Genomic DNA, 23,738 nt, shown 5'->3' with positions numbered 1-23,738 from the left:
AATACGCAATCAGAGTTGCACAATATGCAACGCAAGGAAGGACGGGCCATGGATCACCCGGCAGCCCACATCGACACGACCGCCGTCGCCGCGCTGCGCGACGAGCGGGTCGACTGGCGCCACAAGGCGATCCCGCCCTCGCTGTGGGGACGTACGGTCGCCGAGGTGCTCGAGGCGGCGCCGCGGCTCTCCCAGCTGCCCACGCCCGTGCTCTCCCTCTCCCGGGTCGCGATGACCCACAACCGTGACGTGCTGGCCGCCTGGTGCGCCGAGCGCGGCATGGCGCTCGCCCCGCACGGCAAGACCACGATGGCACCCCAGCTCTGGGCCGAGCAGCTCGGCGCCGGTGCCTGGGCGATCACCGTCGCGAACCTCCATCAGCTCGCCGTCGCCCGCGCCTTCGGCGTCTCCCGGGTGATCGTGGCCAACGCGATCGTCTCCCCGCTCACCCTGCGCTGGATCTCCGACCAGCTCACCGAGGACACGGATCTGGAGATCCTGGTGTGGGCCGACTCGCCGCGGACGGTGTCCCTGATGCACGACGCGCTCGCCGCCCATGTCGCCGAGGCCGGCCCGCGGCGCCCGCTCGGCGTCCTGGTCGAGCGGGGCGCCGCCGGCGGTCGCACCGGTGCGCGGGACGAGGAGACCGCCGTCGCGGTCGCCGAGGCGATCGCCGCCTCACCCCATCTGGCGCTCGCCGGCGTGACCGGCTACGAGGGCGCCCTGGCGCACACCACCGACGAGGCCGCGCTCGAGATCGTCCATGCGTACGTCGACAGCCTGGTCTCCCTGCACCGGCGGATCTCCGGCCTGCTGCCGAGCGGCCGGACCCCGGTGGTCAGCGCCGGCGGCAGCGCCTACTTCGAGCAGGTGGCCGACGCGCTCGCGCCGCTCGTGGCGACCGACGAGGCCCGGGTGGTGCTGCGCAGCGGCGCCTACATCACCCACGACGACGGCTTCTACCGCGGCATCTCCCCGTTGGGGAGTGCGCCCCGCACCACCGGGCCGGGGTTGCGAAGCGCGCTGCACGGCTGGGTGCGGATCTCCTCGCAGCCGGAGCCCGGGCTGGCGCTGTTCGACGCCGGCAAGCGCGACCTGCCCTTCGACGAGGGTCTTCCCGAGGCCCAGCTGCGGCGCGCCCGGACCACCGGGTCCCCCGCCACTCCCCTCACCGGCGTCGAGGTCACCGCGCTCAACGACCAGCACGGCTTCCTGCGCTGGGACCCCGCCGCCGTCGAGGCGCCCGTCGTGATCGGCGACGAGCTCCGCCTCGGGCTCTCGCACCCGTGCACCGCCTTCGACAAGTGGGGCCTCGTCCCGGTCCTCGACGACGCCGACGCCGACGACCCGGTCGTCGTGGACCTCGTCCGGACCTGGTTCTGAGAGGAACGACCATGACCGACCTGCTGATCAGGGACGCGACCGTCATCGACGGCAGCGGCGCCCCGGCCTTCCCCGCCCACGTCAGCATCGACGCGGGCCGGATCACCGGCATCCACACCGACGGTTCGGTGCCGGCCGCGGGGCGCACCATCGACGCCGCCGGGCGGGCGCTGACCCCGGGGTTCATCGACATGCACGCCCACTCGGACCTGCAGATCCTGGTGAACCCCGACCATACCGCCAAGGTGAGCCAGGGCGTCACGCTCGAGGTCGTCGGACAGGACGGACTCTCGTTCGCGCCGGCCGACGCCGCCGCGCGGGCCCAGCTGCGCCGGCAGATCGCAGGCTGGAACGGTGAGCCCGACGACTTCGACTTCGACTGGGACACCGTCGCCGGCTACCTGGACCGGCTCGACCGCGGGATCGCGTGCAACGCGGCGTACCTCGTGCCGCAGGGGACGCTGCGGCTGATGGTCGTCGGCCCGGACAACCGGCCCGCGACCTCCGCCGAGGTCGCCGAGATGGCCCGGCTGCTCCGGGTCGGTCTCGAGGAGGGCGCGGTCGGGATGAGCAGCGGGCTGACCTACCCGCCGAGCATGTTCGCCGACGACGAGGAGCTGGCCACGCTGTGCCGGGTCGTCGCCGAGGCGGGCGGCTACTACAGCCCGCACCACCGGTCCTACGGGGCCGGGGCCCTCGACGCGTACGCGGAGATGATCGAGGTCGCCCGCACCTCCGGGTGCGCCCTCCACCTCACCCACGCGACCATGAACTTCGAGCCCAACCGCGGGCGTGCCGGTGAGCTGGTCGACCTCATCGAGGCCGGCCTGGCCGACGGCGTCGACATCACCCTCGACACCTACCCCTACCTCCCCGGCGCCACCACGCTCAGCGCGGTGCTGCCCAGCTGGTCGACCGCGGGCGGCCCGGACGCCCTGCTCGCCCGGATCGCGGACCCGACCGACCGTGCCCGGATAGCGCACGAGCTCGACCACGTCGGCACCGACGGCTGCCACGGCTGCGTCACCGACTGGCGCACGATCCAGATCAGCGGCGTACGCAACCCCGAGCTGTCGCGCCACGTCGGCCGCACCGTCGCCGAGATCGCCGAGGAGTCCGGCCAGGTGGCCACCGAGGTCTTCTTCGACCTGCTCGTCCGCGACCGGATGGCCACCACGATCCTGCAGCACGTCGGCCACGAGGAGAACGTGCAGACGATCATGCGGCACCGCACCCACTGCGGGGGCAGCGACGCCATCCTCGTCGGCGAGCGCCCGCACCCGCGCGCGTGGGGCACCTTTCCCCGCTACCTGGCCCGCTACGTACGCGACCTCGGCGTGCTCGACCTGGTCGACTGCGTCCACCACCTGACCGGCCGCCCCGCCTCCCGGCTGCGGCTGCGCGAGCGCGGTCTGGTCCGCGAGGGGTACGCCGCCGACCTGGTGCTCTTCGACCCCGACACCGTCCAGGACACCGCCACCTTCGAGGAGCCGCAGCAGCAGGCGCGCGGCATCGACTGGGTGCTGGTCAACGGCACCGCCGTCATCGAGGACGGCCACCGCACCGACGCGCTGCCCGGCCGGGCGCTGCGCCGCACCGAGGAAGGAACCCGACCCCGATGAACGCCAGCAACCCCGTGATCGACACGCTCCGCGCCGACCGGGCGCTGGTCGTCGTACGCGCCTCCCGGCTCGAGGATCCGGTCGCGCTGTGCCACGCCCTGGCGGCCGGCGGCATCCGGACCGTGGAGCTGACCTACACGACGCCGGGCCTGACCAATCTCCTCGCCGACGTCACCGCCCGGGCCGAGGACGACATCGTCATCGGCGCCGGGACGGTGCTGACCGTCGACCAGGCTCGCGCCGCCCTCGCCGCCGGGGCGAGGTTCCTGGTCACGCCGGGTCTGCCGGCGGAGGCCGCGGAGATCGTCGCCGCGGGTCATGCCGCCGGTGCCGCCGTCGTCCTCGGCGCGCTCACCCCGACCGAGGTCCTGACCGCGACCGCACTCGGCGCCGACGCGGTCAAGATCTTCCCGGCCCGGGCCGTCGGCCCGCGCTACTTCTCCGACCTGCGGGGGCCGTTCCCCGAGGTCGCCCTGATCCCTTCCGGCGGAGTCGACGACGACAACGCCGCGGAGTTCCTACGGGCCGGCGCCATCGCCGTGACCGCCGGGACGTCGGTGGTGAAGCCCGCCGACGTCGACGAGGCCCGGTGGGAGCAGATCACCACCAACGCCGCCCGGTTCCGCGCTGCTCTGCGCTGAACCGTCCCCCACCTGACCCACAGGAGAACCGACCATGCATTGGCTCCAGACAAGCACGACCGGGCTGCTGCTGCTCTGCGCAGTGGCGATCGCCGTGCTCCTCTTCTTGATCATCAAGGTGAAGCTCGAACCCTTCATCGCCCTCTTCATCAGCGGCATCGGCCTGGCCGTCGCGGCCGGTCTCTCCGTCGAGCAGATGGTCGGCACGGCCCTCGCCTCGAAGGAGTCGCTCATCGAGACCGGCTTCGGCGGCGTGCTCGGCCACATCGCGCTCATCATCGGTCTCGGCACCGTGCTGGGCTCGCTGCTCGAGCGGTCCGGCGGCGCCGACGTGCTCGCCTCCAAGCTGATCGGCATCTTCGGCGAGCGCGGCACCCCGGTCGCGATGGGCCTGGTCGGCCTGATCTTCGGCATCCCGGTCTTCTTCGACATCGGCATCTTCGTCCTCGCCCCGCTGGTGTACGTCGCGGCCCACCGAGGCGGTCGCTCGCTCGTCCTCTACGCCCTCCCCGTCCTCGCGGGTCTGTCGATGACCCACGCGTTCCTACCGCCCCACCCCGGCCCGACGGCCCTGGGCGGACTCCTCGGTGTCGACCTCGGCTGGCTGATCATCATGGGTCTGCTCTGCGGCCTGCCGGCGTTCGCCGCGGCCGGGATCCTCTTCCCGATGTGGATCGCGCCGCGGGTCCAGGTCTCGGTGCCCGAGGAGATGCTGGTCGCCGAGACCGAGGCTGAGCAGGAGCAGGACAGGACGCCGGTCGCCCCGGTCTCGCTCGCCCTGGTCCTCGGGGTGATCGCGGTGCCGCTGGTCCTGATCCTGGGCGCGACCTTCGGCACGATGCTGCTCGACCCGGGCCGGCTGCTCAGCGTGCTCACCTTCCTCGGCAACCCGGCGATCGCGCTCACCATCGCCGTGCTGCTCGCCTTCTGGCTGCTCGGCATCCGCCGCGGCATGAGGCTCGAGGAGATCTCGGAGTTCACCGGCGCCTCGCTGCGACCGGTCGGCATGATCCTGCTCGTCGTCGGTGCCGGCGCGTTCTTCGGCTCCGTCATCTCCGCGACCGGCGTGGGCGCCGCCCTCGCCGAGGTGCTCGCCGACGCCGGCCTCCCGGTCCTGCTGCTGGCCTACGTCATCTCCTGCGGCCTCCGGATCGCCCAGGGCTCCGCGACCGTGGCGATCGTGACCACCGGCGGCATCGTCGCGCCCACCCTGGGCGACGGCTACTCGCAGCCCGAGCTCGCCGTGATCGCGGTCGCGATCGCCGCCGGCTCGATCATCCTCAGCCACGTCAACGACGGCGGCTTCTGGATCGTCTCGCGCTACTTCAACCTCACCGTGAAGCAGACCCTGGCGACCTGGACCGTGCTGGAGACCGTGCTCTCGGTCACCGGCTTCGCGGCCGCCGCCGTGGCCTGGGCGATCGTCTGATCCGGCCGGGGGTCTGGACTCCTGGGTCCAGCCCCCCGAGCGGGTGTCGGCCAGCAGCTGATGGCCGGCGACTCCCACCTCTTCTGCCAGGACGTCCGCAGCATGGCTCCCTACCTCGGCGAGGAGCCGACCCGCATCGTCGGCTGATGTCGGTAGACGCTCACCAGCACGCCATGGGCCGGCTCGTCGGGCGAGGCCGGGTGGAGGTCGTTCACCACGCGGTCGAGGTGCTCGGCCAGTGCCTTGGCCTGGCGTCGGGTGAGCCGGATGGTGCGGTGGTTGATCAGCGGGGCCTCGGCGCCGACAAGGTCCTCGGCGATCGATGCGAACATCGCCCGGACGGCATCCTGGTCGTCATCGACGCTGATGCGGCGTGCCGTGGTGACGTAGTACTGCTCGGTTCCGCCTCGCACGGTCCTGGTGCGGTCCGGGCGCAGCAGACCCACCTCGACCAGCACCTTCACGTGATGGGCGACGTTGCCCTTGTTGACCTTCAGCCGATGGCTGAGCTGGCTGACGGTGGCTCCCTCGTTGCCGCTGGCACGCCATATCCGGTGTCGTGTCGGGTGCGCGAGCGCCTGCACCTGTGCGGGCGTCGCCTGGGTGATCGGTGGCTCCATGAAATCAAGCGTCAAGAACCTTTGACGCTTCGTCAAGGGGTGCGGTCGACTCTGACCATGCTCATCACACGTATCCAGGACCTCGTCCGCTCCCACTACGTCTTTCCCGACGTGGCCGACCGGATCGCCGCCACGCTGGCGGACGTCACCCTCGACGGCGACGGACCGGAAGCCGCCGCGACGCTCACCGCGGCGCTGCAGTCGGTCAACGGCGATCTCCATCTCCGGGTGAGGCACTACCCCGAGGGGGTCCCTCCGGAGGCGGACGAGGAGGCGATCCGTGCCCACTTCGCTGCCGTGAGCCGCGTCGACGGTCCCGGGATCACCGAGGTGCGGCGTCTCGAGGGCAACGTCGGCCTGATGACGATCGGGCCCGTCATTCCGCCCCCGGAGCATGCCGGACCGGCGGCCGCTGCGGCGTACCTGCTTCTCGAGGGCGTCGACCGGCTGATCCTCGACCTGCGCGGCTGTCTCGGCGGTGTGCCCGAGTCGGTCGCGCTCCTGGTCAGCCACCTGATGGGTGCGGACCCTGTGCACCTGCAGGATCTGGTGCACAGAGACGGCACCACCGAGTCCTCGATCACGACCCCTGAGGTCTCCCCACGGCTGCCGGACGTGCCGGTCGTCGTCCTCACCAGTGCGTGCACCTTCAGCGGCGGAGAGGAGCTGGCCTACGACCTCCAGTCGCTCGGTCGCGCCGTGGTCGTCGGAGAGACCACCGGCGGCGGGGCGCATCCGCGTGAGGCGTTCGACCTCACCGAGCACCTCCAGCTGCATGTCCCCGTCGCACGGTCCGTCAACGCCGTCACCGGGACCAACTGGGAAGGTGTCGGTGTCGTCCCGGATCGCCCCTGCCCGTCCGAGGATGCCCTCGAGGCCGCGCTCGTGCTGTGACGACGCGGTGACTAACCCCAGGCGTCGGCGAGCAGCTGCCGGGTGTCGGTGAGCAGCTGCGGCAGGGTCTTGGTGCGCCCGATGATCGGCATGAAGTTCTGGTCGCCGACCCAGCGGGGCACGATGTGCTGGTGCAGATGGGCGGCGATGCCCGCGCCACCGGCGGTGCCCTGGTTCATGCCGATGTTGAAGCCCTCGGCGCGCGAGACGCCGGCGAGGGTGCGTACGGCCTGCTTGGTCAGCACCGCCATCTCGGCGGCCTCCTCGTCCGTGGTTTCGACGTAGCCGGCGACGTGACGGTAGGGGCACACCATCATGTGGCCCGGGGCGTACGGATAGAGGTTGAGCACGACGAAGCAGGTCTCGCCGCGGTGGACGACCAGGCCCTCGGCATCCTCGAGCGTCGGCACCCGGCAGAACGGGCACTTCGTCTCCGACGGGTCGCTGGGCTTGTTCTCCCCACGGATGTAGGCCATCCGGTAGGGCGTCCACAGCCGCTCCAGCCCGTCGCCCTCGCCGATGCCGTCCTGGGTGAGTACGCCGTCCATCTCCGTCACGCGGCAAAGACTACTTAATCCCCTGGAAAGGTCAGTCGGGCGCTTCCCCGCCCCGCAGCGCGTACGCCCCGGCGACGGCCGCGGCGAGCAGCACGACCAGGCAGGCCGCGGTGATCCCGGACAGCGCCTGCCAAGGCACCGTCAGCGGCGCGTCCGGCACGTCGCGTACGACTGCCTGCCGGACCAGCCAGCCGGTGAAGGCGGCGATCGCGCCGCCGACCAGCAGGGCGCCGGCGCCGGTGAACACCGTCTCCCAGAGCGTGGTCCGGCGCACCTGTGCCGGGGTGGCACCGAGGAGCCGGGCGGTGGCGGTCTGGCGGCGGCGCTGGCTCATCCCGATCAGGACAGCGTTGACGGCCGCGATCGCGGCGTAGACCCCGGCCGGGCCGAGCATCACCCACAGGACGACCGTGTTCGTGGCGCGGGCCTCGGCGGAGACGGTGCCGACCCACGCGGCGGCGGTGCTCACCTGCGCGCCGGTGTCCCGGATCGAGCGTGCCGTCACGGCGACGTCCGCGCCGGCGTCGGTGCGCACGAAGACCGTTCCGGTGTCGCGGGCGACCTTGCCGATGCCCGGCAGGTCGTCGGGCACGATGACGTCGGCCCACAGGTTCGGGGCGTCGGGGACGACCGCGACCAGGCGCACCTCGACGGGCCGGTCGCCGATGCGCATCCGGCGGGTCTGACCGATCCGGCCGCCGAGGTCGGTCACGTAGGAGGCGGTGACCGCCACCGCCCGGCCGTGCAGGTCGGCCAGGCTCCCCCGCGTCGCCTGCAGGCTCCGCGTCGCGGCCGCGTCGGCGACATCGACCACCTCGACCTCGGTGGGACCGTCCCAGAACCCGACACGAGCGGTGCGGCGGACATCGCTCACCTCGACCCCGGGTACGTCCCGGATCCGCTCGGGGTGCGCCGCCTCGACGACCAGCTCCGAATGGAGCGCGGACCGGTCGGCTCCCTCGCTCCAGTCGGCGGTGGCACCGACCGCGAGGACCATCGAGCCGGCCACCGCCATGATGGCCACCACCGGCGCCGCCACGGCGGAGGTCATCCGGCCGCTGGTGCGGGCGAGATCGCGGGCCAGGTGGGCCGCCGGGTCCCGTCGCGCCATCGCGGCACCGGCGACGGCAGCGAGCTCGGTGTAGAGCAGGCCGCCGACGGCATTGGCCCCGATCACGGCGACGATCGGGAGGAACATGCCCACGAGCAGGGCGAACAGCAGCGGCATCCCGGGAGCGAACCAGGCGGTGGCGATCAGCGCGGCGGCCGCGGTGAGCGCGACCAGCCCTTGGACCACCGTGGGCCGCCGGCGCTCGAGGACCGCGTCGCGCAGTGCCTCGACCGGCTGCGTACGTCCCGCGCGGGCGCCCGCACGCCAGGCTCCGACGAGAGCGACGCCGACGCCGCAGGACGCGGCGATCGCCCATCCCGCGCCCTGGCCGGGCATCGTGAGCAGGACGGGGGTGACCCCGGCCCGATGCAGGACGTGCAGCACCGGCACCGTGACCGCGGTGCCGAGCAGACAGCCGGCCACCGTGCCCACGGCCGCGACCGCGACCGCCTCACCGAGCAGCAGCGTCCGCACCTGGCGTGGTGTCGCGCCGAGCAGACGGAGCAGGCCCAGCTCGCGGCGCCGCGTGGCCACCACGAACCCGAAGGTCGAGGAGACCACGAAGAGCGCCAGGAAGAGCGAGATGCCGGCCATGATCCCGAACAGCGAGCCGAGATCGTCGATCTGCGACCGGGTCTGCTGGTCGAGCCCGTCGCTGACGGTGCCGAGCGCTCCCAGCATGTTGGTGGCGAGGGTGACCAGGGCGATCCCGCCGGCGAGGGCGACGGCGGCCCCGGCGTACGGCGGCCAGGACTGGCGCAGGGTCTTCAGGCTGTGCGAGACCATCACAAGGACACTCATCGGGCGGCCTCGAGCTCGGCCATCCGCGCACCGATCCGGACCGGGTCGCTGCGCTCCATCTGCCCGACCACCCGGCCGTCGGCGAGGAACAGCACGCTGTCGGCGTACGAGGCGGCGAGCGGGTCGTGGGTGACCATCACGATGGTCTGCGCCGGCCCGTGAACGCCCGGGGCGTCGACGAGGTCACGCAGCAGCTCGAGCACCTCACGCCCGGCGTGACGGTCCAGCGCGCCGGTCGGCTCGTCGGCGAAGAGCACCGCGGGCCGGGTGTGCAGGGCACGCGCGATGGCGACCCGCTGCTGCTGGCCGCCGGAGAGCTCCGGCGGCCGCCTCCTGGCGAGCCCGTGCAGACCGACCGCCTCGAGGGCTGCGATCACCTCGGCGCGATCCGCGCGCCGTCCGGCCAGACGCGCCGGCAGCGCGACGTTGTCGTAGGCGGTGAGCGCGTCGAGCAGGTTGTACTGCTGGAACACGAAGCCCATGAGCTCGCGCCGCAGCTTCGTCAGGGTCGTCCGGTTCAGGCCGGCCAGGCCGGTCCCGGCAACCCGGACGCTGCCACCGGTGGGCCGGTCGAGGCCGGCGGCGATCTGCATCAGCGTGGACTTGCCCGATCCCGACGGACCCATGATGGCGGTGAACGTCCCGGCGGCGAAGGCATGGCTCACGCCGCGCAGGGCGTGGACCCTGCCGGAGCGGGACCGGTAGGTGCGGGTGACGCCGTCCAGGACGACGGCGGGCGCGACAGTGGGCGCGACGGTGGCGGTCATGTCCTCCAGCAAACGCCTCGCACGCGGCACGCACACGGGCGCAGACGCGACGGCGGGGTAGCGCGTGCGCTACCCCGCCGAGGGGTGGTGAGTGCCTAGGCTCCGGAGTCATGAGACCTCCCTCCGACGTCTGGGCGGCGCTGCGCTCCTCCCCCTGGCGCCTGCTCGGCTCCAGCTGGCCGTGGCGCGCTCTGGCCTACCTGGCCTCCGGTGCCCTGGTCGGTCTCGTCGTCGCCGTCCTGCTGTTCCTGCTGGTCGGCGTCGGGCTGCTCACCCTGATCGTCCTCGTCGGAGTGCTCGTCCTGGCCGGGATCCCGTTGCTGGCGGCCTTCGTCGCCGACGTCGAGCGGGTACGCCTCCGCCTGGTCCTCCCCGACGTCGGTCGGGCGCCGGCCGAACGGCCGGAGCCGATCGCCTGGGCCGACCGGCTCCGGGCGCTGCGCCGGCTGCGGATCTCCGGCCCCGAGGTCGGCTACACCGTCCTGCTCGCCACCGTGCTGTGGCTGGTCGACGCCGTCGCGCTCAACCTGATCATCACCATCCCCGGCGTGCTCGTGCTCGCCCCGGTGCTGGTCCGGCTCGACGCTCCGATCGCCGTCGGCCCCTGGCAGCTGACCACGCCCACCGAGGCCTGGATCGCGGTGGCGCCGGGGCTGGTGCTGCTGATCGCCGGCCTGTACGCCGCCACGCTCCTCGCCGCCGCCCAGGCCAGCCTGGCGCGGCTCCTGCTCGAACCGGCCCAGACCCGGATGGCAGCCGCCGTCGCCGACCTGCGCCGCTCCCGCGTCGACCTCGTCGACGCCTTCGAGACCGAACGCAGCCGGATCGAGCGCGACCTCCACGACGGCGCCCAGCAGCGGCTGGTCGCGCTGACCATGACGCTCGGCCTGGCCGAGCTGGAGGTGCCCGAGGGTGCCGGGCTCGACCTCGTCCGGCAGGCCCATGCCCAGGCCGAGACGGCGCTGGCCGAGCTTCGCGCCACCGTCCGCGGGATCCATCCGCGGGTGCTGGTCGACCATGGGCTCACCGCCGCCGTCCACGAGCTCGCCGACGCCGCCGGGCTGCCGGTCTCCGTCGACCTGCGCGTGGACGGCCGGCTGCCGGCGCCGGTCGAGGCCGCGGCGTACTTCGTGGTCGCCGAGGCGCTCACCAACGCGGTCCGCCACGCCGGTGCCCGCTCGGCCAGCGTCGAGGGGCAGGTGAGCGGTGACCGGCTGGAGGTCGGCGTACGCGATGATGGGGCCGGCGGCGCCACCGTGCGTCCCGGGGGCGGGCTCGCGGGCCTGGCCACCCGGCTGGCCGCCCTGGACGGCCGACTGGAGGTCACCAGCCCACCGGGCGGACCGACGGAAGTGAGGATGACGTGCCCGACCGCGCTCCCCTGAGGATCGTCCTCGCCGAGGACGCCGCGCTGCTGCGCGAGGGGCTCCTCGCCATCCTCGAACGGGCCGGCCACGAGGTCATCGCCGCCGTCGGCGACGCCGATGCGCTGCTCGCCTTCACCGACCACACCCGCCCCGACGTCGTCATCACCGACATCCGGATGCCGCCGACCCACACCGACGAGGGGCTGCGCGCCGCCGCCGAGCTCCGCCGGCGGCACCGTGACCTGGCCGTCCTGGTGCTCTCGGCCTACGTCGCCGACGCCTACCTCGCCGAGCTCCTCGACACCACCGGTGGCGGCGGCATCGGATACCTCCTCAAGGACCGGGTCGGCCACGTCCGGGACTTCCTCGACAGCCTGGACCGGGTCGCCGGTGGTGAGACGGTCGTCGATCCCCAGGTCGTACGCGGCCTGCTCAACCGGCACCAGCCCGACGGTCCGCTCGACGTGCTCTCCGAGCGCGAGCGCGAGGTCCTGGCCCTGATGGCCGAGGGACGCACCAACGGCAGCATCGCCACCGCGCTCTTCGTCTCCGAGGCCGCCGTGCGCAAGCACGTCGGCAACATCTTCGCCAAGCTCCGGCTCGACCCCACCACCGACCGGCGGGTCTCCGCCGTCCTCGCCTACCTGCGCGAGGCCTAGACCTGGGCCGGACCAGGCCGGCGACGGGTGACGTGGACGAGCAGCGCGAAGGCGGCGATCTGCAGCCCACCGATCACCGCGGCCAGGACCGGGACGTGACCGGTGACCAGCGCACCGGCCAGGCCGCCGCCGGCGAGCGCGCCGATCCCCTGGACGGCGGCGAAGACCCCGTAGGCCGTGGCCCGGCGAGGCGCCGGGACGAGGTCGGCGACGTACGCCTTGACCGTCGAGTCCTGGATCCCGTACGCCACGCCCCACACCACCACGCCGGCCAGCACCAGCCAGAGCTGGGAGGCGAAGACGCACAGCGGCACCACGGCGACCAGGACCGGGACGATCAGGAGGATGCGGCTGCCCCGGCGGTCGAAGAGGTGGCCCGTGCCGAGCGCGGCGACGGCCTCGACCGCCATCGCGAGCGCGTAGACGAGGGGGACGGCGGCCGCGAGGAGGAGACCGTCGTCGACCATCCGGAAGGAGATGACGCCGAACGTCATCAGCCCGGCGGTCATCAGCGCGGCGGCCAGGGAGAAGAGGTGGAACGTACGCGGCAGGTCGCTGCCCGTCACGGCTCTGCCCAGCGCAGCCAGCGCGCTCGACGCCGGGGCGGCGGTCTCGGGGCCGTCGGCGGGATCGTCCTCCGGCTCGGTCACGATCGGCGCGCGGCGGCGCAGCTGGGCCAGCAGCAGGAGCGAGAGCGCACCGGGGACGGCGAGGAGGGCGAAGCCCGGCCAGATCAGCCCGGTCGCGGCGGCGACGCCGGCGAGCAGGAGCGGTCCGGAGAACGCACCCACCTGGTCCATCGCCTTGTGGACGGCGAAACCCTTGCCCCGGCCGGTGGAGGTGGCCATCCGGGCCAGCAGGGCCGACTTCGCCGGGCTCCGGATGGCCTTCCCGGTGCGCTCGAGCAGGATCAGGGTCGCCGCGACCGCGAGCCCGGCACCGCCGATGAACGGCGCGACCGCGAGCAGCGGTACGCAGACCGCGGTCATGCCGTAGCCGAGCACGGTCAGCCGCCAGTGGTTGTGGCTGCGGTCGGCCCACACGCCGGTGACCAGCCGCAGCACGAGCGCGATCCCCTCGCCGGCCCCGGTGATCAGGCCGACGGTCAGCGCGGAGGCGCCCAGGCTGCCCAGGAACGGACCCGCCATCGCCCGCATGCCCTCGTAGACCATGTCGGCGCAGAGACTGACGAGCCCGAAGGCGAAGACCGCACGCCACGGGGTCCAGGTCGTGGGCCCGGCAGCGGGGGTTGCGTCGTGGCTGGGCGGTGTCTGCGTCACGTGGGTTGATTCTCCCAGGAGTCCTGGCTCCGGTGGTCACCAGGGCAGTGGCTTAACCGCCCCTTCATCCAGATCCTTCTAGCGTCGCCCGGGTGACCACTCCCGTCAGCGACCGCACCTCGGTGTCGGCGCCCACGAGGCCCGGCGACGGCGGCGCACGCCCGGCCGGCCGAGGCATGGCGTACGCCGCCGTGCTTCTGGCTTCTCTGGTGACGACGGCCGCATGGCTGCCGTTCCTCCACCGACCGCTCACCTCGGACGAGGCAGGGTTCCTGATGCTCGCGCAGCAGTGGCGGCCGGGCCATTCGCTGTACGGGAGCTACTGGGTCGACCGGCCACCGCTGCTGCTGTGGCTGTTCGCCGTGGCCGGCCAACTCGGACCGAGCGGGGCGACGGCGGCCGGGTTCGTGGCGCCCGGGGTCAAGGTCCTCGGCGCCCTCGCCGGCGTGGTGTCGGTGGCGTTGGCCGGACTCCTGGCCGGGTTGGTCGCGCCGACCCGACGCGGCCGGATCGCCGCTGTCGTGCTGTCCGCCGCGCTGCTCTCCAGCCCGTTGACGGCGATGCCCGAGGTCGACGGCGAGCTGCTCGCGGTGCCGTTCGTCCTGGCCGGGCTGGTGTGCCTGGTCGCAGGGATGCGTGGGGCCTGGGGATGGCGTACGGCCGGGCTCGCCGCCGGGGCCGGCGCGGCCGGCATGTCGGCGGTCCTGGTCAAGCAGAACGTCCTGGACGTGTTCGTGTTCGGTGCGGTCCTCGCCGTGGTCTCCCTCGGCCGGGTGCCTCGGCTGGGGAGACGGGTCGGCGCGTTCGCCGGTGGCGCGACCACCGTCCTCGGAGCGGTGCTCGCCGGGGCCTGGACCCACGGCACCACCTTCGCCGGGCTGTGGCACGCCGTCGTGCTCTTCCGCGGGCAGGCCTCCGAGGTGATCGACGCCTCTGCCTCAGGGGCAACCCTCCTCCGTGGGGCGGAGCTGGCCGCGGCGTCGGTGGCCACCGGCGCCGCGGTGGTGCTCGTCGTCGGGGCGGCGGCCGTCCTCGGGCACCGGACCCGCCTCGCCCGGCCGGCGCTCGCGATGATCGGCTGGGAGGTGTTCGCGATCGCCGCGGGTGGCAGCTACTGGCTGCACTACCTGACCGGCGTCGTTCCCGGCCTGGTCCTGCTGGTCGCCATCGCCCCGGCGCGGTCGGGGCGTGCCCTGGCTCGGGCCGTGACCTACGCCGTCGCGGCCACCCTCACCGTGTGGACCTATCGGGTCGCCGCCCCGCCCCCGCCCTCGCCCGAGGCCCAGGTCTCCACCTACCTGCGTGAGCACTCGCACCGCCCCACGGACGGCGTCGTGGTCGGCTTCGGTCACGCCGAGATCGTCGCCGCGAGCGGCCTGCACAGCCCCTATGAGTATCTGTGGAGCCTGCCGGTGCGGGTCCGCGACCCGCACCTGGCGCGGCTGCTCGGAGTGCTGGCGGGGCCTTCGGCCCCGCGGTGGGTCGTCGTGGACGGTGGCGGCCTGGACACGTGGGGCGTGGACGCCGACGACGCGCAGCAGTATCTCCTGCGGCACTACGTTGAGAGGGTGAGCTACGACAGCTGGCAGGTCTGGGAGCGCCGATGAGGATTCTCGTCGCCGAGGACGACGTACGCCTCGCCGGCCTGCTCGAGCAGTCGCTGGCCGAGGCCGGGTGGCGGGTCGACGTCGTCCACAACGGGCGCGTCGCCCACGAGCGCCTGCTCGGCGATGCCGGCTACGACGTCGCGCTCCTGGACTGGATGCTGCCGGGTCTCGACGGTGTCACCGTCGCCCGGCGGCTGCGCGACCTCGGGCTGGCGACGCCGATCCTCATGCTCACCGCCCGCGGCGACGTACGCGACCGGATCATCGGGCTCGACGCCGGCGCCGACGACTACCTGCCCAAGCCGTTCGACCTCGACGAGCTGCTGGCCCGTCTGAGGGCGCTCTACCGGCGCGGTGGCTTCAGCGGCGAGGCCCCCGCTCAGATCGGCGACCTCGTGGTCGATCCGGGGTCCCGCCGGGTCACCCGTCGCGGGGTCGAGATCACCCTGTCCACCCGCGAGTTCGACATCCTCTACCTGCTGGCCTCCCACGCCGGGCAGGTCGTCACCCGGCTGCGGATACTCGACGAGGTCTGGGACGGCGAGACCGACCTGCGCAGCAACGTCATCGACGTCCACGTCGCCGCCATCCGCGGCAAGATCGACAAGCCCTTCGGCACCGACACGATCACCACCCTGCGCGGTGCCGGCTATCGCCTCGAGACCACCCCGGCGAACCGATGAGCCCGCTGACCACGCGTCTGTCGCGGCTGCCGCTACGGGTACGTCTCGTCGCCGGTTTCTCCCTCGCGAGCCTCGTCGTCCTCGTCGTCGCGGGGATCTTCGTCTACTGGCGCGTCGACTACGCGCTGGACCGCGGGCTCGACACCGAGCTCACCCACGCCCGCCACGCGCTCGAGCCTCTGGTCGGACCCGACGGCCGCATCCGCAGCCGGTCGGCGGCCGACGCCACCGGTGTTCCGTGGCAGGTGCTGGACGGGGACGGCACGGTGATCGACCGCGGTGGCCCCGCCGGCACCACTCCCCTGCTCACCACCTCCCGGTTGGCCGGGGTGACCACGACACCGCGCACCGTCAACGTCGGCGACTTCCTGCCCGTCGCCGACAAGCCCTACCGCCTGCAGGCGGTCCGGCTCTCACCCTCTCCCCGGCGCTATCTGCTGGTCGGGGTGAGGCGCGACCACCGCGACGAGGCGCTGCGCGAGCTCCTCCTCCAGCTCAGCCTGGCCGGGATCGGCGCCCTGCTCGTCACCGCCCTGGTCGGCGACCGGCTGGCCCGCGCCGCCCTGCGGCCGGTCGAGTGCTACCGGCGCCAGGCCGCCGCGATCACCGCCGGCAACACCAGCCTCCGCCTCGACGTGCCGCCCCAGCGCGACGACGAGATCACCCGCCTCGGCGACACCTTCAACGACATGCTCACCAGCCTCGAGGCCGCACTGGAACGGGAGCGGCAGTTCGTCACCGAGGCCAGTCACGAGCTGCGTACGCCGATCACGCTGCTGACCAGCCGCATCCAGCTCGCCCTGCGGCGACCCCGCACCGCGGCCGAGCACGAGCGGATCCTCGCCGAGCTCACCGTCGACCTGGACCGGCTCGCCGCGCTCTCGGAGCAGCTGCTCCAGCTCGGCCGTGCCGAGGGCAGCCACCCGGCCGGGCACGGCGACCTGGTGACCGTCACGACGCGTACGGTCAACCACCGGCGTCTCGCCGATCCCGACCACGCCACCGCCCTCACCGTCGCGGTCCCCGAAGGGCCGGTTCCGGTCCGGATGGCCGACTTCGAGCTCGAGCGAGTGGTCACCAACCTCCTCGACAACGCGGTCGTCCACGGTGCCCCACCCGTCCAGGTGAGCGTCGACGAACCCGCCACCGGTCGGGCGCGCCTGCTGGTCGCCGACGCCGGACCCGGGATGCCTCCCGGGCTGCTGACCACGGCGACGCAGCGCTTCGCCCGGGCCGAGGAGGCGCGCTCGCGCCCCGGTTCAGGCCTCGGGCTGTCCTTGGTCAGCACCCTGGTCACCCGCGCCGGCGGCGAGCTCAGGCTGTGTCACGACGGCCGCCACGCCACCCACGGCTCGCCCGCGCCGGTGGCGTGCGCCCACGGGCCGGAGATGACCGTCACCGTGCTGCTGCCGACCGATCGCAGCGGTTGACCCGACCATCACGTCCAGGGCCCGCGGACCGGGTCGTGCGCTGCGTCCTCATCGTCCCGGCCCCCACCCCGTGCGAGCGGCCGGCGCGATGGTCAGAAGGTGATCCCCCGCGCGGCGAACCGGTCGCGGACCAGGTCGGCGGCCGCCTGGCCGTCGCGAGCCACGGCCGCGGCGTACGTCTCGGCGGCGGCGTCCTGGAAGCTGGTGTCCGGGGCGTAGGAGAACTGCGAGTAGATCAGGGTGCTGTCCCAGTCGCGGGTGGAGAGGCCGAGGGCCTCGTAGCCCTCACGGATCTCCCACAGCGCCTGGCTCCAGATCTGGCCGTCGTAGTGGACCTCGCCGCGACGGTCCGCGACGGTCAGGCCGGTGTGGAAGCTGCGGATGCAGTGCGGGGCCTTGGTGTAGGAGGTCGCGTCCCAGTCCATCGGGCAGGACGGGTCGGCGGCGACCGGCCAGCCGAACTCCGAGGCGGCGTCGAGGCCGACCGTCACGGCGAGGTAGTCGCCGAACGCCTCCCCGATCGAGCCCGCGTCGAGGCTGCTGCCGTAGCCGGGCACCTGGCTGGCGTGCACGGCGTGGCCGTACTCGTGGACGATCACCTCGGCGTCCTCGGCGTCGTCGACACCACCCTTGCCCAGCCGGATCCGGAACGGCTTGTCGGTCTGGTAGGAGTTGTCGCCGCCGTACTGGTTGATCTTGACCGAGAACGGCTCGTTCAGGACGCCCGGGAGCGTCTCGCCGAAGCCGAGGGTGTGCAGGTAGGTCTGCGCGCGGGTCACCCAGAAGTAGCCCATGACCTGCTCGAACTGGTCCTCGTGGCGGTCGTAGGAGTAGCTGTTGGTGGTGGAGTACGCCGGCGTGCCGGTGCTCGACTCGACGACGGCGTAGTCACCGCGGAGGTAGCCCGAGCCGTCCAGGTGGCTGAGCGGCACCTCGGCGTAGGCGCTGTCCGGCACGGCGCTCGCGGCGTCCTTCTGGTCGGTCAGGTCCTGGTCATTGCTGGACTGGACCGGGTTGACCATGAAGACGCGGGCGGTGCCCTCGGACGAGCCGCTGCCGGGGGCCGCGGTGGCCTGACTCAGCGGGACGGCGAGGCCCGCGGTGGCTGCGAGGCCGGCGGTGACGGCGATCGAGAGTCTGCGCATGTGGGGCATGGTCTTCTCCTGGAATGAACGGCCGTGCGGCCGGGTGATACCGGGAGGCTATACCGCGAGGACGTCCTTGGACAGGAGTTCTTCCAGAGGAAGGTCGGGGTCGAGCTCGATCCCGAACCCGCGTGCGTGACCGTCGATCACGAACCAGATGGACTGGGCGGTGAGCCGCTCCAGCGTCTCGGCGGGCAGCCGCTCGCCGGTGCGGGTCAGCCAGCGGCGTACGGCACCGAAGACCGCCCCGACGAGGCCGTAGATCAGCGGATCGAGCGCCTCGGCCTCCTCCTCGGTGGGGTTGCCCCCGAGAGCGATGACGGCCGTGCCGACGATGGTCGAGATCCGGCCGGCGAGCTGCTCCATCCCCTGCTGGAGAGGGCCGTTGTCGCCGCCTTCGATGTCGTGGTCGGCGGCGAGGTGGAGCGCGGGATGGGCCCGGGCCCAGCGTACGTAGGTGCCGATGATCCGCTCGATGATCTGCGGCACGGTGCCGTCGAGGGTGATCCCGGGCATCAGGTCGGACCAGAGCCCGTCGAGGATCGCCTGCTGCACGGCCCGGTCGAGGTCGGCGCGGTCCTCGAAGTGGCGGTAGATGACCGTGCGGGACAGTCCGGCGCGCACCGCGATCTGCTGCACCTGGACGTCGGCGCCCGGCTCACCGGCCTCGATCACCGCGATGGCGGCATCGATGATCTGCTGGCGGCGCTGCTCGTTGTGCTTGCTCCACCGTTCCTGCCGACCATCGCGCTTCTCACCGGCCACCCGCGTCTCCCCCTGCTCCCGTGCTCGTGTCGAGAGCGTCTCAGCGCTGCTTGCGACGTCCCAGAGCGTATCGGGGTTTCCGCGACTTCGCGGCGATGCCCCTCATCTCCTCGACATCGGTGATCTTCACCCGCGGGCGGGCCGACTCGGCGCCGCGGCGCTTCTCCTCGCGGTCGATCGCCTGCCAGCCGGCCAGGTCGACCATCCCGGGCTGGCGGCTGCGGACGATCGCGGTGATCTCCCGGGTGTCGCCGACCGGGGCCGGGATCCGGTCCGCGTCGAGGTCGTCGAGCAGCTGCTCGACGGTCTCTGTGGCATCGGTCTTGTTGGTGCCGATGAAGCCGTTCGGGCCGCGCTTGACCCAGCCCGCCACGTAGACGCCCGGGAGCACCCGGCCGCGCTCGTTGGGGACGGTGCCGGTCGCGGCGTCGTAGGGAAGATCGGCCACGGGCAGGCCCTTGTAGCCGACCGCGCGCAGCAGCATCCCGGTCTCCACGACCTCGGTCTCGCCGGTGGGGACCGCCCGGACGACGCCGTTCTCGTCGCGCTGGAGCCGGTTGCGGCCCACCTCGACGCCGGTGACCCGGTCCTCGCCCAGCACGCGAACGGGCGAGCTGAGGAAGCGGAGCACGATCGTACGCAGCTCCGGCCGCACCTCGCGGCCGGCGAGCTCACGCAGCAGCCGGGTGGTGGTGCCGTCACCGGCCTCCTCGAGCGGAAGATCGCCGGTGTCCACGACGACGTTGACGCCGGTGTGGCCCATCAGGCCGACCAGCTCCGGCACGGTGAACGCCGCCTCCCCGGGCCCCCTGCGCCCGAGGACGACGACCTCACGCACCGCGCTGTCGCGCAGCACCGCCAGCGGCCCGTCGGCGATGTCGGTGCCGGCCAGCCGCTCGGGGTCCTCGGCGAGGATCCGGGCGCAGTCGAGCGCCACGTTGCCGTTGCCGACGAGGACGACCCGTCCCGAGGGGATCGACTCGGCGCCGAGGTGGACGGGCAGGTCCTGCTTGTCGGGGTGGCCGTTGTACCAGCCCACGAAGTCGGTCGCGCTGAGCGAGCCGGGCAGGTCGTCGCCGTCGATCCCGAGGGGCCGGTCGCTCGCCGCGCCGACCGTGTAGACGACGGCGTCGTAGCGGGCGGTCAGCTCGGCGTGGGAGACGTCCTTGCCGACCTCGACGCCCAGGAAGTAGCGGAAGCCGGGCTGCGACTCGATCTGCGCGAAGAGCTTCTCGACCTGCTTGGTGCTCTGGTGGTCGGGAGCGACGCCGGCCCGCACCAGGCCGTACGGCGTCGGCAGCCGGTCGAAGACGTCGACGGTGATCTCGGGGTGCTTGAGCAGCTCGTCGGCGGCGTACATCCCCGCCGGCCCGGCACCGACGACCGCGACCCGGAACGGTCCGGTGCGGGTCAGCCGGCGCTGGGGGTGGACCAGGGCCAGCGGGGTGCGGTCCTGGTGCGGGAAGACCTCGAAGTACTCCGCGTTGATCGCCAGGAACGGCTGCTGCGCGGCGCTCAGGGTCGTGTGCGGCACGATCGCGTCGGCCGGGCAGGCCGTGACGCAGGCTCCGCAGTCGACGCAGCTCTTGGCGTCGACGTAGAGCATCTCGGCCTCACCGAAGCCGGGCTCGCCGGGGGCGGGGTGGATGCAATTGACCGGGCAGGCGACGACGCACGAGGCGTCGGCACAGCACGACTGGGTGACGACGTGAGGCACTGGTGACTACCGTTCTAGGACCACGGGGCTGAGGGATCTGACGGGATCAGTAGGAGGCCGCGCGCGGCTCGGCACGGAAGCGCGAGGCGCGCCCGTCGATGCCGGTCAGCTTCCACAGCAGCTTGGCCGGGCCCTTGCGGATGCCCAGGTTGTCGGCCAGGAGGCGTACGTCGCCGAAGAGGTCACGCAGCAGCTTCTCGGACTCCTCCGACTTCCACCAGATCTCCTTCGCGACCTCGTCCGGGATGCCCATGTCGTAGCGGGCCTGCTTGCTCGGGACCATGATCACGTCGCAGAGCAGTCGCATGATGACCGGGAAGACGTAGGCCAGCAGGGTCTTCTTCACCCGGCCGAGCTCGGGCACGTGCTGCTCGAGGTACTGGTGGGCGAAGCCGATGTGGCGGGCCTCCTCGGCGATGTGGATCTGCATGATCCGGTTGGCCGCGGGGTGGCTGCCGCCGGAGCGCATCGCGCCCTTCTGCAGGTGGTCGATCGGCTCCTCGCCCGCCAGGATGCCGGTAAAGAACGCCTCGGGGAACCAGGCGCCGGCCGAGGCCATCAGCGGCACCAGGACCTTGAAGTAGGTCGGTGCGCCCGCCACGTCGGGGTTCACCCGGTTGACGAACTCCTGGAACATCTGGGTGTGGTGGGTCTCCTCGGTCACCTCGTGAGTCGCGTAGCGGAACTCCGGGTTGTTGTTCTCCGACCAGACCAGGTGGTTCATGACGCCGCCGATGAGCAGCTGCTCGAACTGCAGGCCGACCTTGGCGACCTGGGCCCAGCGGTACATCCCGATCTCGATCTGGCGCTGCTTGGGCAGCGCCTTGTACCACGGGTGGGCGCCGATCTCGTCGGCGTCGTTGAGGATCCAGCGCTCGTCGTCCGGCCGCACCGCGAGCTCGTCGGAGTCCCAGTCGATGTCCTTGAACGGATCGAAGTGCACCTCGACCGAGGCCTCGGACAGCGTACGAAGCGTGTCGAGGTAGGCCTGCTTGCCCTGGCGGACGTATCCGGTGGACTTCTCATCCTGAACGGCGGTCATGACGATCGCTCCTTCACCGTTGAGTTCTACGTTGAGCTGCTAACGACGTGACCCACGTTACCCGGACACGTGTCTCGATAACAAGAGTACGCGCGACTTTGTGTCGCGCGTAGTTCTCCGCCCCGCGGGGAAGGCCCGGAAATGCCGCGAGGGCGGTGCGTGACATGCACGCACCGCCCTCGCGGATCAGTCTGGATCAGACCTGCTCGTGAGACTCCACGGCGGCCACGATCCGCTCGATCGCCTCGTCGACCGGGATGCCGTTCTCCTGGCGGCCGTCGCGGTAGCGGAAGCTGACCGCACCCTTCTCGACGTCCTCGCCACCGGCGATCAGCATGAACGGGATCTTCTGCAGCTGGGCGTTGCGGATCTTCTTCTGGAAGCGGTCGTCGGACTCGTCGACCTCGACCCGGATGCCCTGGGCCTTCAGCTTGCCGGCGACCTCGTAGAGGTAGTCGGTGAACGCGTCGGCGACGGGGATTCCGACGACCTGGACCGGGGCGAGCCACGGCGGCATCGCGCCGGCGTAGTGCTCGACGAGCACACCGAGGAAGCGCTCGATGGAGCCGAACTTGGCCGAGTGGATCATCACCGGCTCCTGCCGGGTGCCGTCGGCGGCCTGGTACTCCAGCCCGAAGCGGGCGGGCTGGTTGAAGTCGTACTGGATCGTCGACATCTGCCAGGTGCGGCCGATCGCGTCACGGGCCTGGACGGAGATCTTCGGGCCGTAGAAGGCGGCACCGCCCGGGTCGGCCACCAGCTCGAGACCGGACTCGGTGGCTACGTCCTCGAGGATCTTGGTCGCGGTCTCCCACTGCTCGTCGGAGCCGATGAACTTGGCGTTGTCGGCGTCGCGGGTCGACAGCTCGAGGTAGAAGTCGTCGAGGCCGAAGTCCTTGAGGACACCGAGCACGAAGTCGAGCAGGTGCTTGATCTCGGCCGGCGCCTGCTCCTTGGTGACGTAGGAGTGGGAGTCGTCCTGGGTCAGGCCGCGCACGCGGGTCAGCCCGTGGACCACGCCCGACTTCTCGTAGCGGTAGACCGTGCCGAACTCGAACAGGCGCAGCGGCAGCTCACGGTAGGAGCGGCCCTTGGCCTTGTAGATCAGGTTGTGCATCGGGCACGACATGGCCTTGAGCTGGTACTTCGCGCCCTCGAGCTCCATCGGCGGGAACATCGTGTCGGCGTAGTAGGGAAGGTGGCCGGAGGTGTGGAAGAGGCCGTCCTTGGAGATGTGCGGGGTGCCGACGTAGGAGAAGCCCTCCTCGATGTGCCGGCGGCGTACGTAGTCCTCCATCTCCCGCTTGATCACGCCACCCTTGGGGTGGAAGACCGGCAGGCCGGAGCCGAGCTCGTCGGGGAAGGAGTAGAGGTCGAGCTCGCGGCCGAGCTTGCGGTGGTCGCGGCGCTCGGCCTCCTCGATCCGGGCCAGGTGGGCGTCGAGCGCCTCCTTGGACTCCCAGGCGGTGCCGTAGATGCGCTGGAGCTGCTTGTTCTTCTCGTCACCTCGCCAGTACGCCGCTGCGCTGCGCATCAGCTTGAAGGCGGGGATCCGCTTGGTGGTCGGCAGGTGCGGGCCTCGGCAGAGGTCCTTCCAGGCGATCTCGCCGTTGCGGTCGAGGTTGTCGTAGATGGTCAGCTCACCGCCGCCGACCTCGGCGTCGGCTCCCTCGGCCGCGTCGGCGGCCGAACCCTTGAGGCCGATCAGCTCGAGCTTGTAGGGCTCGTCGGCCAGCTCGACGCGGGCGTCGTCGTCGGTGGTGACCCGGCGGGAGAACTTCTGGTTGGCCTTGATGATCTTCTTCATCCGGGACTCGATCTTGACCAGGTCCTCGGGCACGAACGGGGTCTCGACGTCGAAGTCGTAGTAGAAGCCGTCGGTCACCGGCGGGCCGATGCCCAGCTTGGCCTCGGGGAAGAGCTCCTGCACCGCCTGCGCCATCACGTGCGCGGTCGAGTGACGCAGGATGTCGTGGCCGTCCTTGGAGTCGATCAGGACGCCCTCGACCTCGTCGCCGTCGGCGAGCTCGTAGGAGAGGTCCTTGAGGTCCTCCCCCACGCGCGCGGCGATCACGTCGGGGTTGTCCGCGAAGAGCTCCCACGCCTTCGTGCCCGTAGTGACCGTCCGTTCCTCGCGCCCGTCGGGGGTGAGTACGGCGATCTTGATCTCGGACACGATCTCTCCTGTGGTCAGCTTGGGTCTTCGGCCGTGTTCGGC

At 72.0% G+C, this 23,738-nt stretch carries 20 protein-coding genes; 10 read left to right on the top strand and 10 right to left on the bottom strand.

All coding sequences use genetic code 11. The annotated features are described in order from the left end of the window. Positions 1 to 48 precede the first annotated feature (48 nt). The 4 genes from UG56_RS19555 to UG56_RS19540 are packed head-to-tail and all read left to right on the top strand — an operon-like array spanning position 49 to position 5,075. Positions 49 to 1,383 carry an alanine racemase gene (locus tag UG56_RS19555; RefSeq protein ID WP_071327213.1) on the top strand — a complete coding sequence of 445 codons (1,335 nt, stop codon included), beginning with the start codon at positions 49 to 51 and terminating at the stop codon, positions 1,381 to 1,383. Positions 1,384 to 1,394: 11 nt separating this feature from the next. Next, positions 1,395 to 3,005, top strand: coding sequence for an N-acyl-D-amino-acid deacylase family protein (locus UG56_RS19550; protein WP_045551629.1), 1,611 nt, complete (start codon positions 1,395 to 1,397; stop codon positions 3,003 to 3,005). Next, a complete protein-coding gene (locus UG56_RS19545; protein ID WP_045551628.1) occupies positions 3,002 to 3,646 on the top strand; it encodes a bifunctional 4-hydroxy-2-oxoglutarate aldolase/2-dehydro-3-deoxy-phosphogluconate aldolase in 645 nt (214 codons plus the stop codon). Before UG56_RS19550 ends, UG56_RS19545 begins: the two co-directional genes overlap by 4 nt. 34 nt (positions 3,647 to 3,680) lie before the next feature. Beyond that, positions 3,681 to 5,075, top strand: a complete 1,395-nt coding sequence (locus UG56_RS19540) for a GntP family permease (protein WP_045551627.1) — start codon at positions 3,681 to 3,683, stop codon at positions 5,073 to 5,075. Positions 5,076 to 5,185: 110 nt separating this feature from the next. Here UG56_RS19540 and UG56_RS19535 read toward each other — a convergent pair whose 3' ends face one another. Beyond that, positions 5,186 to 5,695, bottom strand: a complete 510-nt coding sequence (locus tag UG56_RS19535) for an ArsR/SmtB family transcription factor (protein WP_045551626.1) — start codon at positions 5,693 to 5,695, stop codon at positions 5,186 to 5,188. Here UG56_RS19535 and UG56_RS19530 point away from each other — a divergent pair. Next, entirely contained in the window at positions 5,576 to 6,589 is a 1,014-nt protein-coding gene (locus UG56_RS19530; protein ID WP_143055115.1) for a S41 family peptidase, read from the top strand. The two genes, UG56_RS19535 and UG56_RS19530, sit on opposite strands and share 120 nt — an antisense overlap. Positions 6,590 to 6,600: 11 nt before the next feature. Here UG56_RS19530 and UG56_RS19525 read toward each other — a convergent pair whose 3' ends face one another. Genes UG56_RS19525 through UG56_RS19515 form a run of 3 tightly spaced genes read right to left on the bottom strand, consistent with a single transcriptional unit; the run spans position 6,601 to position 9,825 of the window. Continuing rightward, positions 6,601 to 7,137 (bottom strand): HIT family protein, encoded by a 537-nt coding sequence (locus tag UG56_RS19525; protein WP_143055118.1) that lies wholly within the window; start codon positions 7,135 to 7,137, stop codon positions 6,601 to 6,603. A gap of 40 nt (positions 7,138 to 7,177) precedes the next feature. After that, positions 7,178 to 9,058: an FtsX-like permease family protein gene (locus UG56_RS19520; protein WP_084101326.1), complete on the bottom strand. Its 1,881-nt coding sequence runs from the start codon at positions 9,056 to 9,058 to the stop codon at positions 7,178 to 7,180. Continuing rightward, complete coding sequence (locus tag UG56_RS19515) at positions 9,055 to 9,825, bottom strand: ABC transporter ATP-binding protein (protein ID WP_071327211.1); 771 nt, start codon at positions 9,823 to 9,825, stop codon at positions 9,055 to 9,057. The genes UG56_RS19520 and UG56_RS19515 overlap by 4 nt, the downstream gene beginning before the upstream one ends. Positions 9,826 to 9,935: 110 nt before the next feature. Between UG56_RS19515 and UG56_RS19510 the strand changes: the two genes are divergently transcribed. Continuing rightward, positions 9,936 to 11,210: a sensor histidine kinase gene (locus tag UG56_RS19510; RefSeq protein WP_071327210.1), complete on the top strand. Its 1,275-nt coding sequence runs from the start codon at positions 9,936 to 9,938 to the stop codon at positions 11,208 to 11,210. Continuing rightward, the gene (locus UG56_RS19505; RefSeq protein WP_045552031.1) at positions 11,189 to 11,851 is read left to right on the top strand and encodes a response regulator transcription factor; all 663 of its coding nucleotides are present in this window, start codon (positions 11,189 to 11,191) and stop codon (positions 11,849 to 11,851) included. Before UG56_RS19510 ends, UG56_RS19505 begins: the two co-directional genes overlap by 22 nt. On the opposite strand, the gene UG56_RS19500 is transcribed toward UG56_RS19505, so the two are convergent. Next, positions 11,848 to 13,131 (bottom strand): MFS transporter, encoded by a 1,284-nt coding sequence (locus tag UG56_RS19500; RefSeq protein ID WP_045552030.1) that lies wholly within the window; start codon positions 13,129 to 13,131, stop codon positions 11,848 to 11,850. The two genes, UG56_RS19505 and UG56_RS19500, sit on opposite strands and share 4 nt — an antisense overlap. Before the next feature lie 92 nt (positions 13,132 to 13,223). Here UG56_RS19500 and UG56_RS19495 point away from each other — a divergent pair, with 92 nt between their 5' ends. The 3 genes from UG56_RS19495 to UG56_RS19485 are packed head-to-tail and all read left to right on the top strand — an operon-like array spanning position 13,224 to position 16,851. Continuing rightward, complete coding sequence (locus tag UG56_RS19495; RefSeq protein ID WP_256206761.1) at positions 13,224 to 14,738, top strand: hypothetical protein; 1,515 nt, start codon at positions 13,224 to 13,226, stop codon at positions 14,736 to 14,738. Continuing rightward, the gene (locus UG56_RS19490) at positions 14,735 to 15,421 is read left to right on the top strand and encodes a response regulator transcription factor (RefSeq protein ID WP_045548677.1); all 687 of its coding nucleotides are present in this window, start codon (positions 14,735 to 14,737) and stop codon (positions 15,419 to 15,421) included. Before UG56_RS19495 ends, UG56_RS19490 begins: the two co-directional genes overlap by 4 nt. Further along, positions 15,418 to 16,851, top strand: coding sequence for a sensor histidine kinase (locus UG56_RS19485; protein WP_045548676.1), 1,434 nt, complete (start codon positions 15,418 to 15,420; stop codon positions 16,849 to 16,851). Before UG56_RS19490 ends, UG56_RS19485 begins: the two co-directional genes overlap by 4 nt. 92 nt (positions 16,852 to 16,943) lie before the next feature. Here the strand turns inward: UG56_RS19485 and UG56_RS19480 are convergent, their stop codons facing one another. The 5 genes from UG56_RS19480 to thrS all read right to left on the bottom strand — a co-directional run bounded on the left by UG56_RS19480 (position 16,944) and on the right by thrS (position 23,696). Then, entirely contained in the window at positions 16,944 to 17,996 is a 1,053-nt protein-coding gene (locus UG56_RS19480; RefSeq protein WP_256206760.1) for a M36 family metallopeptidase, read from the bottom strand. 57 nt (positions 17,997 to 18,053) lie between these two features. After that, positions 18,054 to 18,761 (bottom strand): TetR/AcrR family transcriptional regulator, encoded by a 708-nt coding sequence (locus UG56_RS19475; protein ID WP_045548674.1) that lies wholly within the window; start codon positions 18,759 to 18,761, stop codon positions 18,054 to 18,056. 40 nt (positions 18,762 to 18,801) lie between these two features. Further along, entirely contained in the window at positions 18,802 to 20,478 is a 1,677-nt protein-coding gene (locus tag UG56_RS19470; protein WP_045548673.1) for an FAD-dependent oxidoreductase, read from the bottom strand. Between the two features lie 46 nt (positions 20,479 to 20,524). Next, complete coding sequence (locus tag UG56_RS19465; protein WP_045548672.1) at positions 20,525 to 21,520, bottom strand: AurF N-oxygenase family protein; 996 nt, start codon at positions 21,518 to 21,520, stop codon at positions 20,525 to 20,527. Positions 21,521 to 21,716: 196 nt separating this feature from the next. Then, positions 21,717 to 23,696: a threonine--tRNA ligase gene (gene thrS, locus UG56_RS19460; RefSeq protein WP_045548671.1), complete on the bottom strand. Its 1,980-nt coding sequence runs from the start codon at positions 23,694 to 23,696 to the stop codon at positions 21,717 to 21,719. Positions 23,697 to 23,738 lie beyond the last annotated feature (42 nt).

Origin of the sequence: Nocardioides luteus (assembly GCF_000960475.2) — a bacterium.
Classification (GTDB): domain Bacteria; phylum Actinomycetota; class Actinomycetes; order Propionibacteriales; family Nocardioidaceae; genus Nocardioides; species Nocardioides luteus_A.
This window is presented reverse-complemented; position numbering and strand designations above follow the sequence as displayed.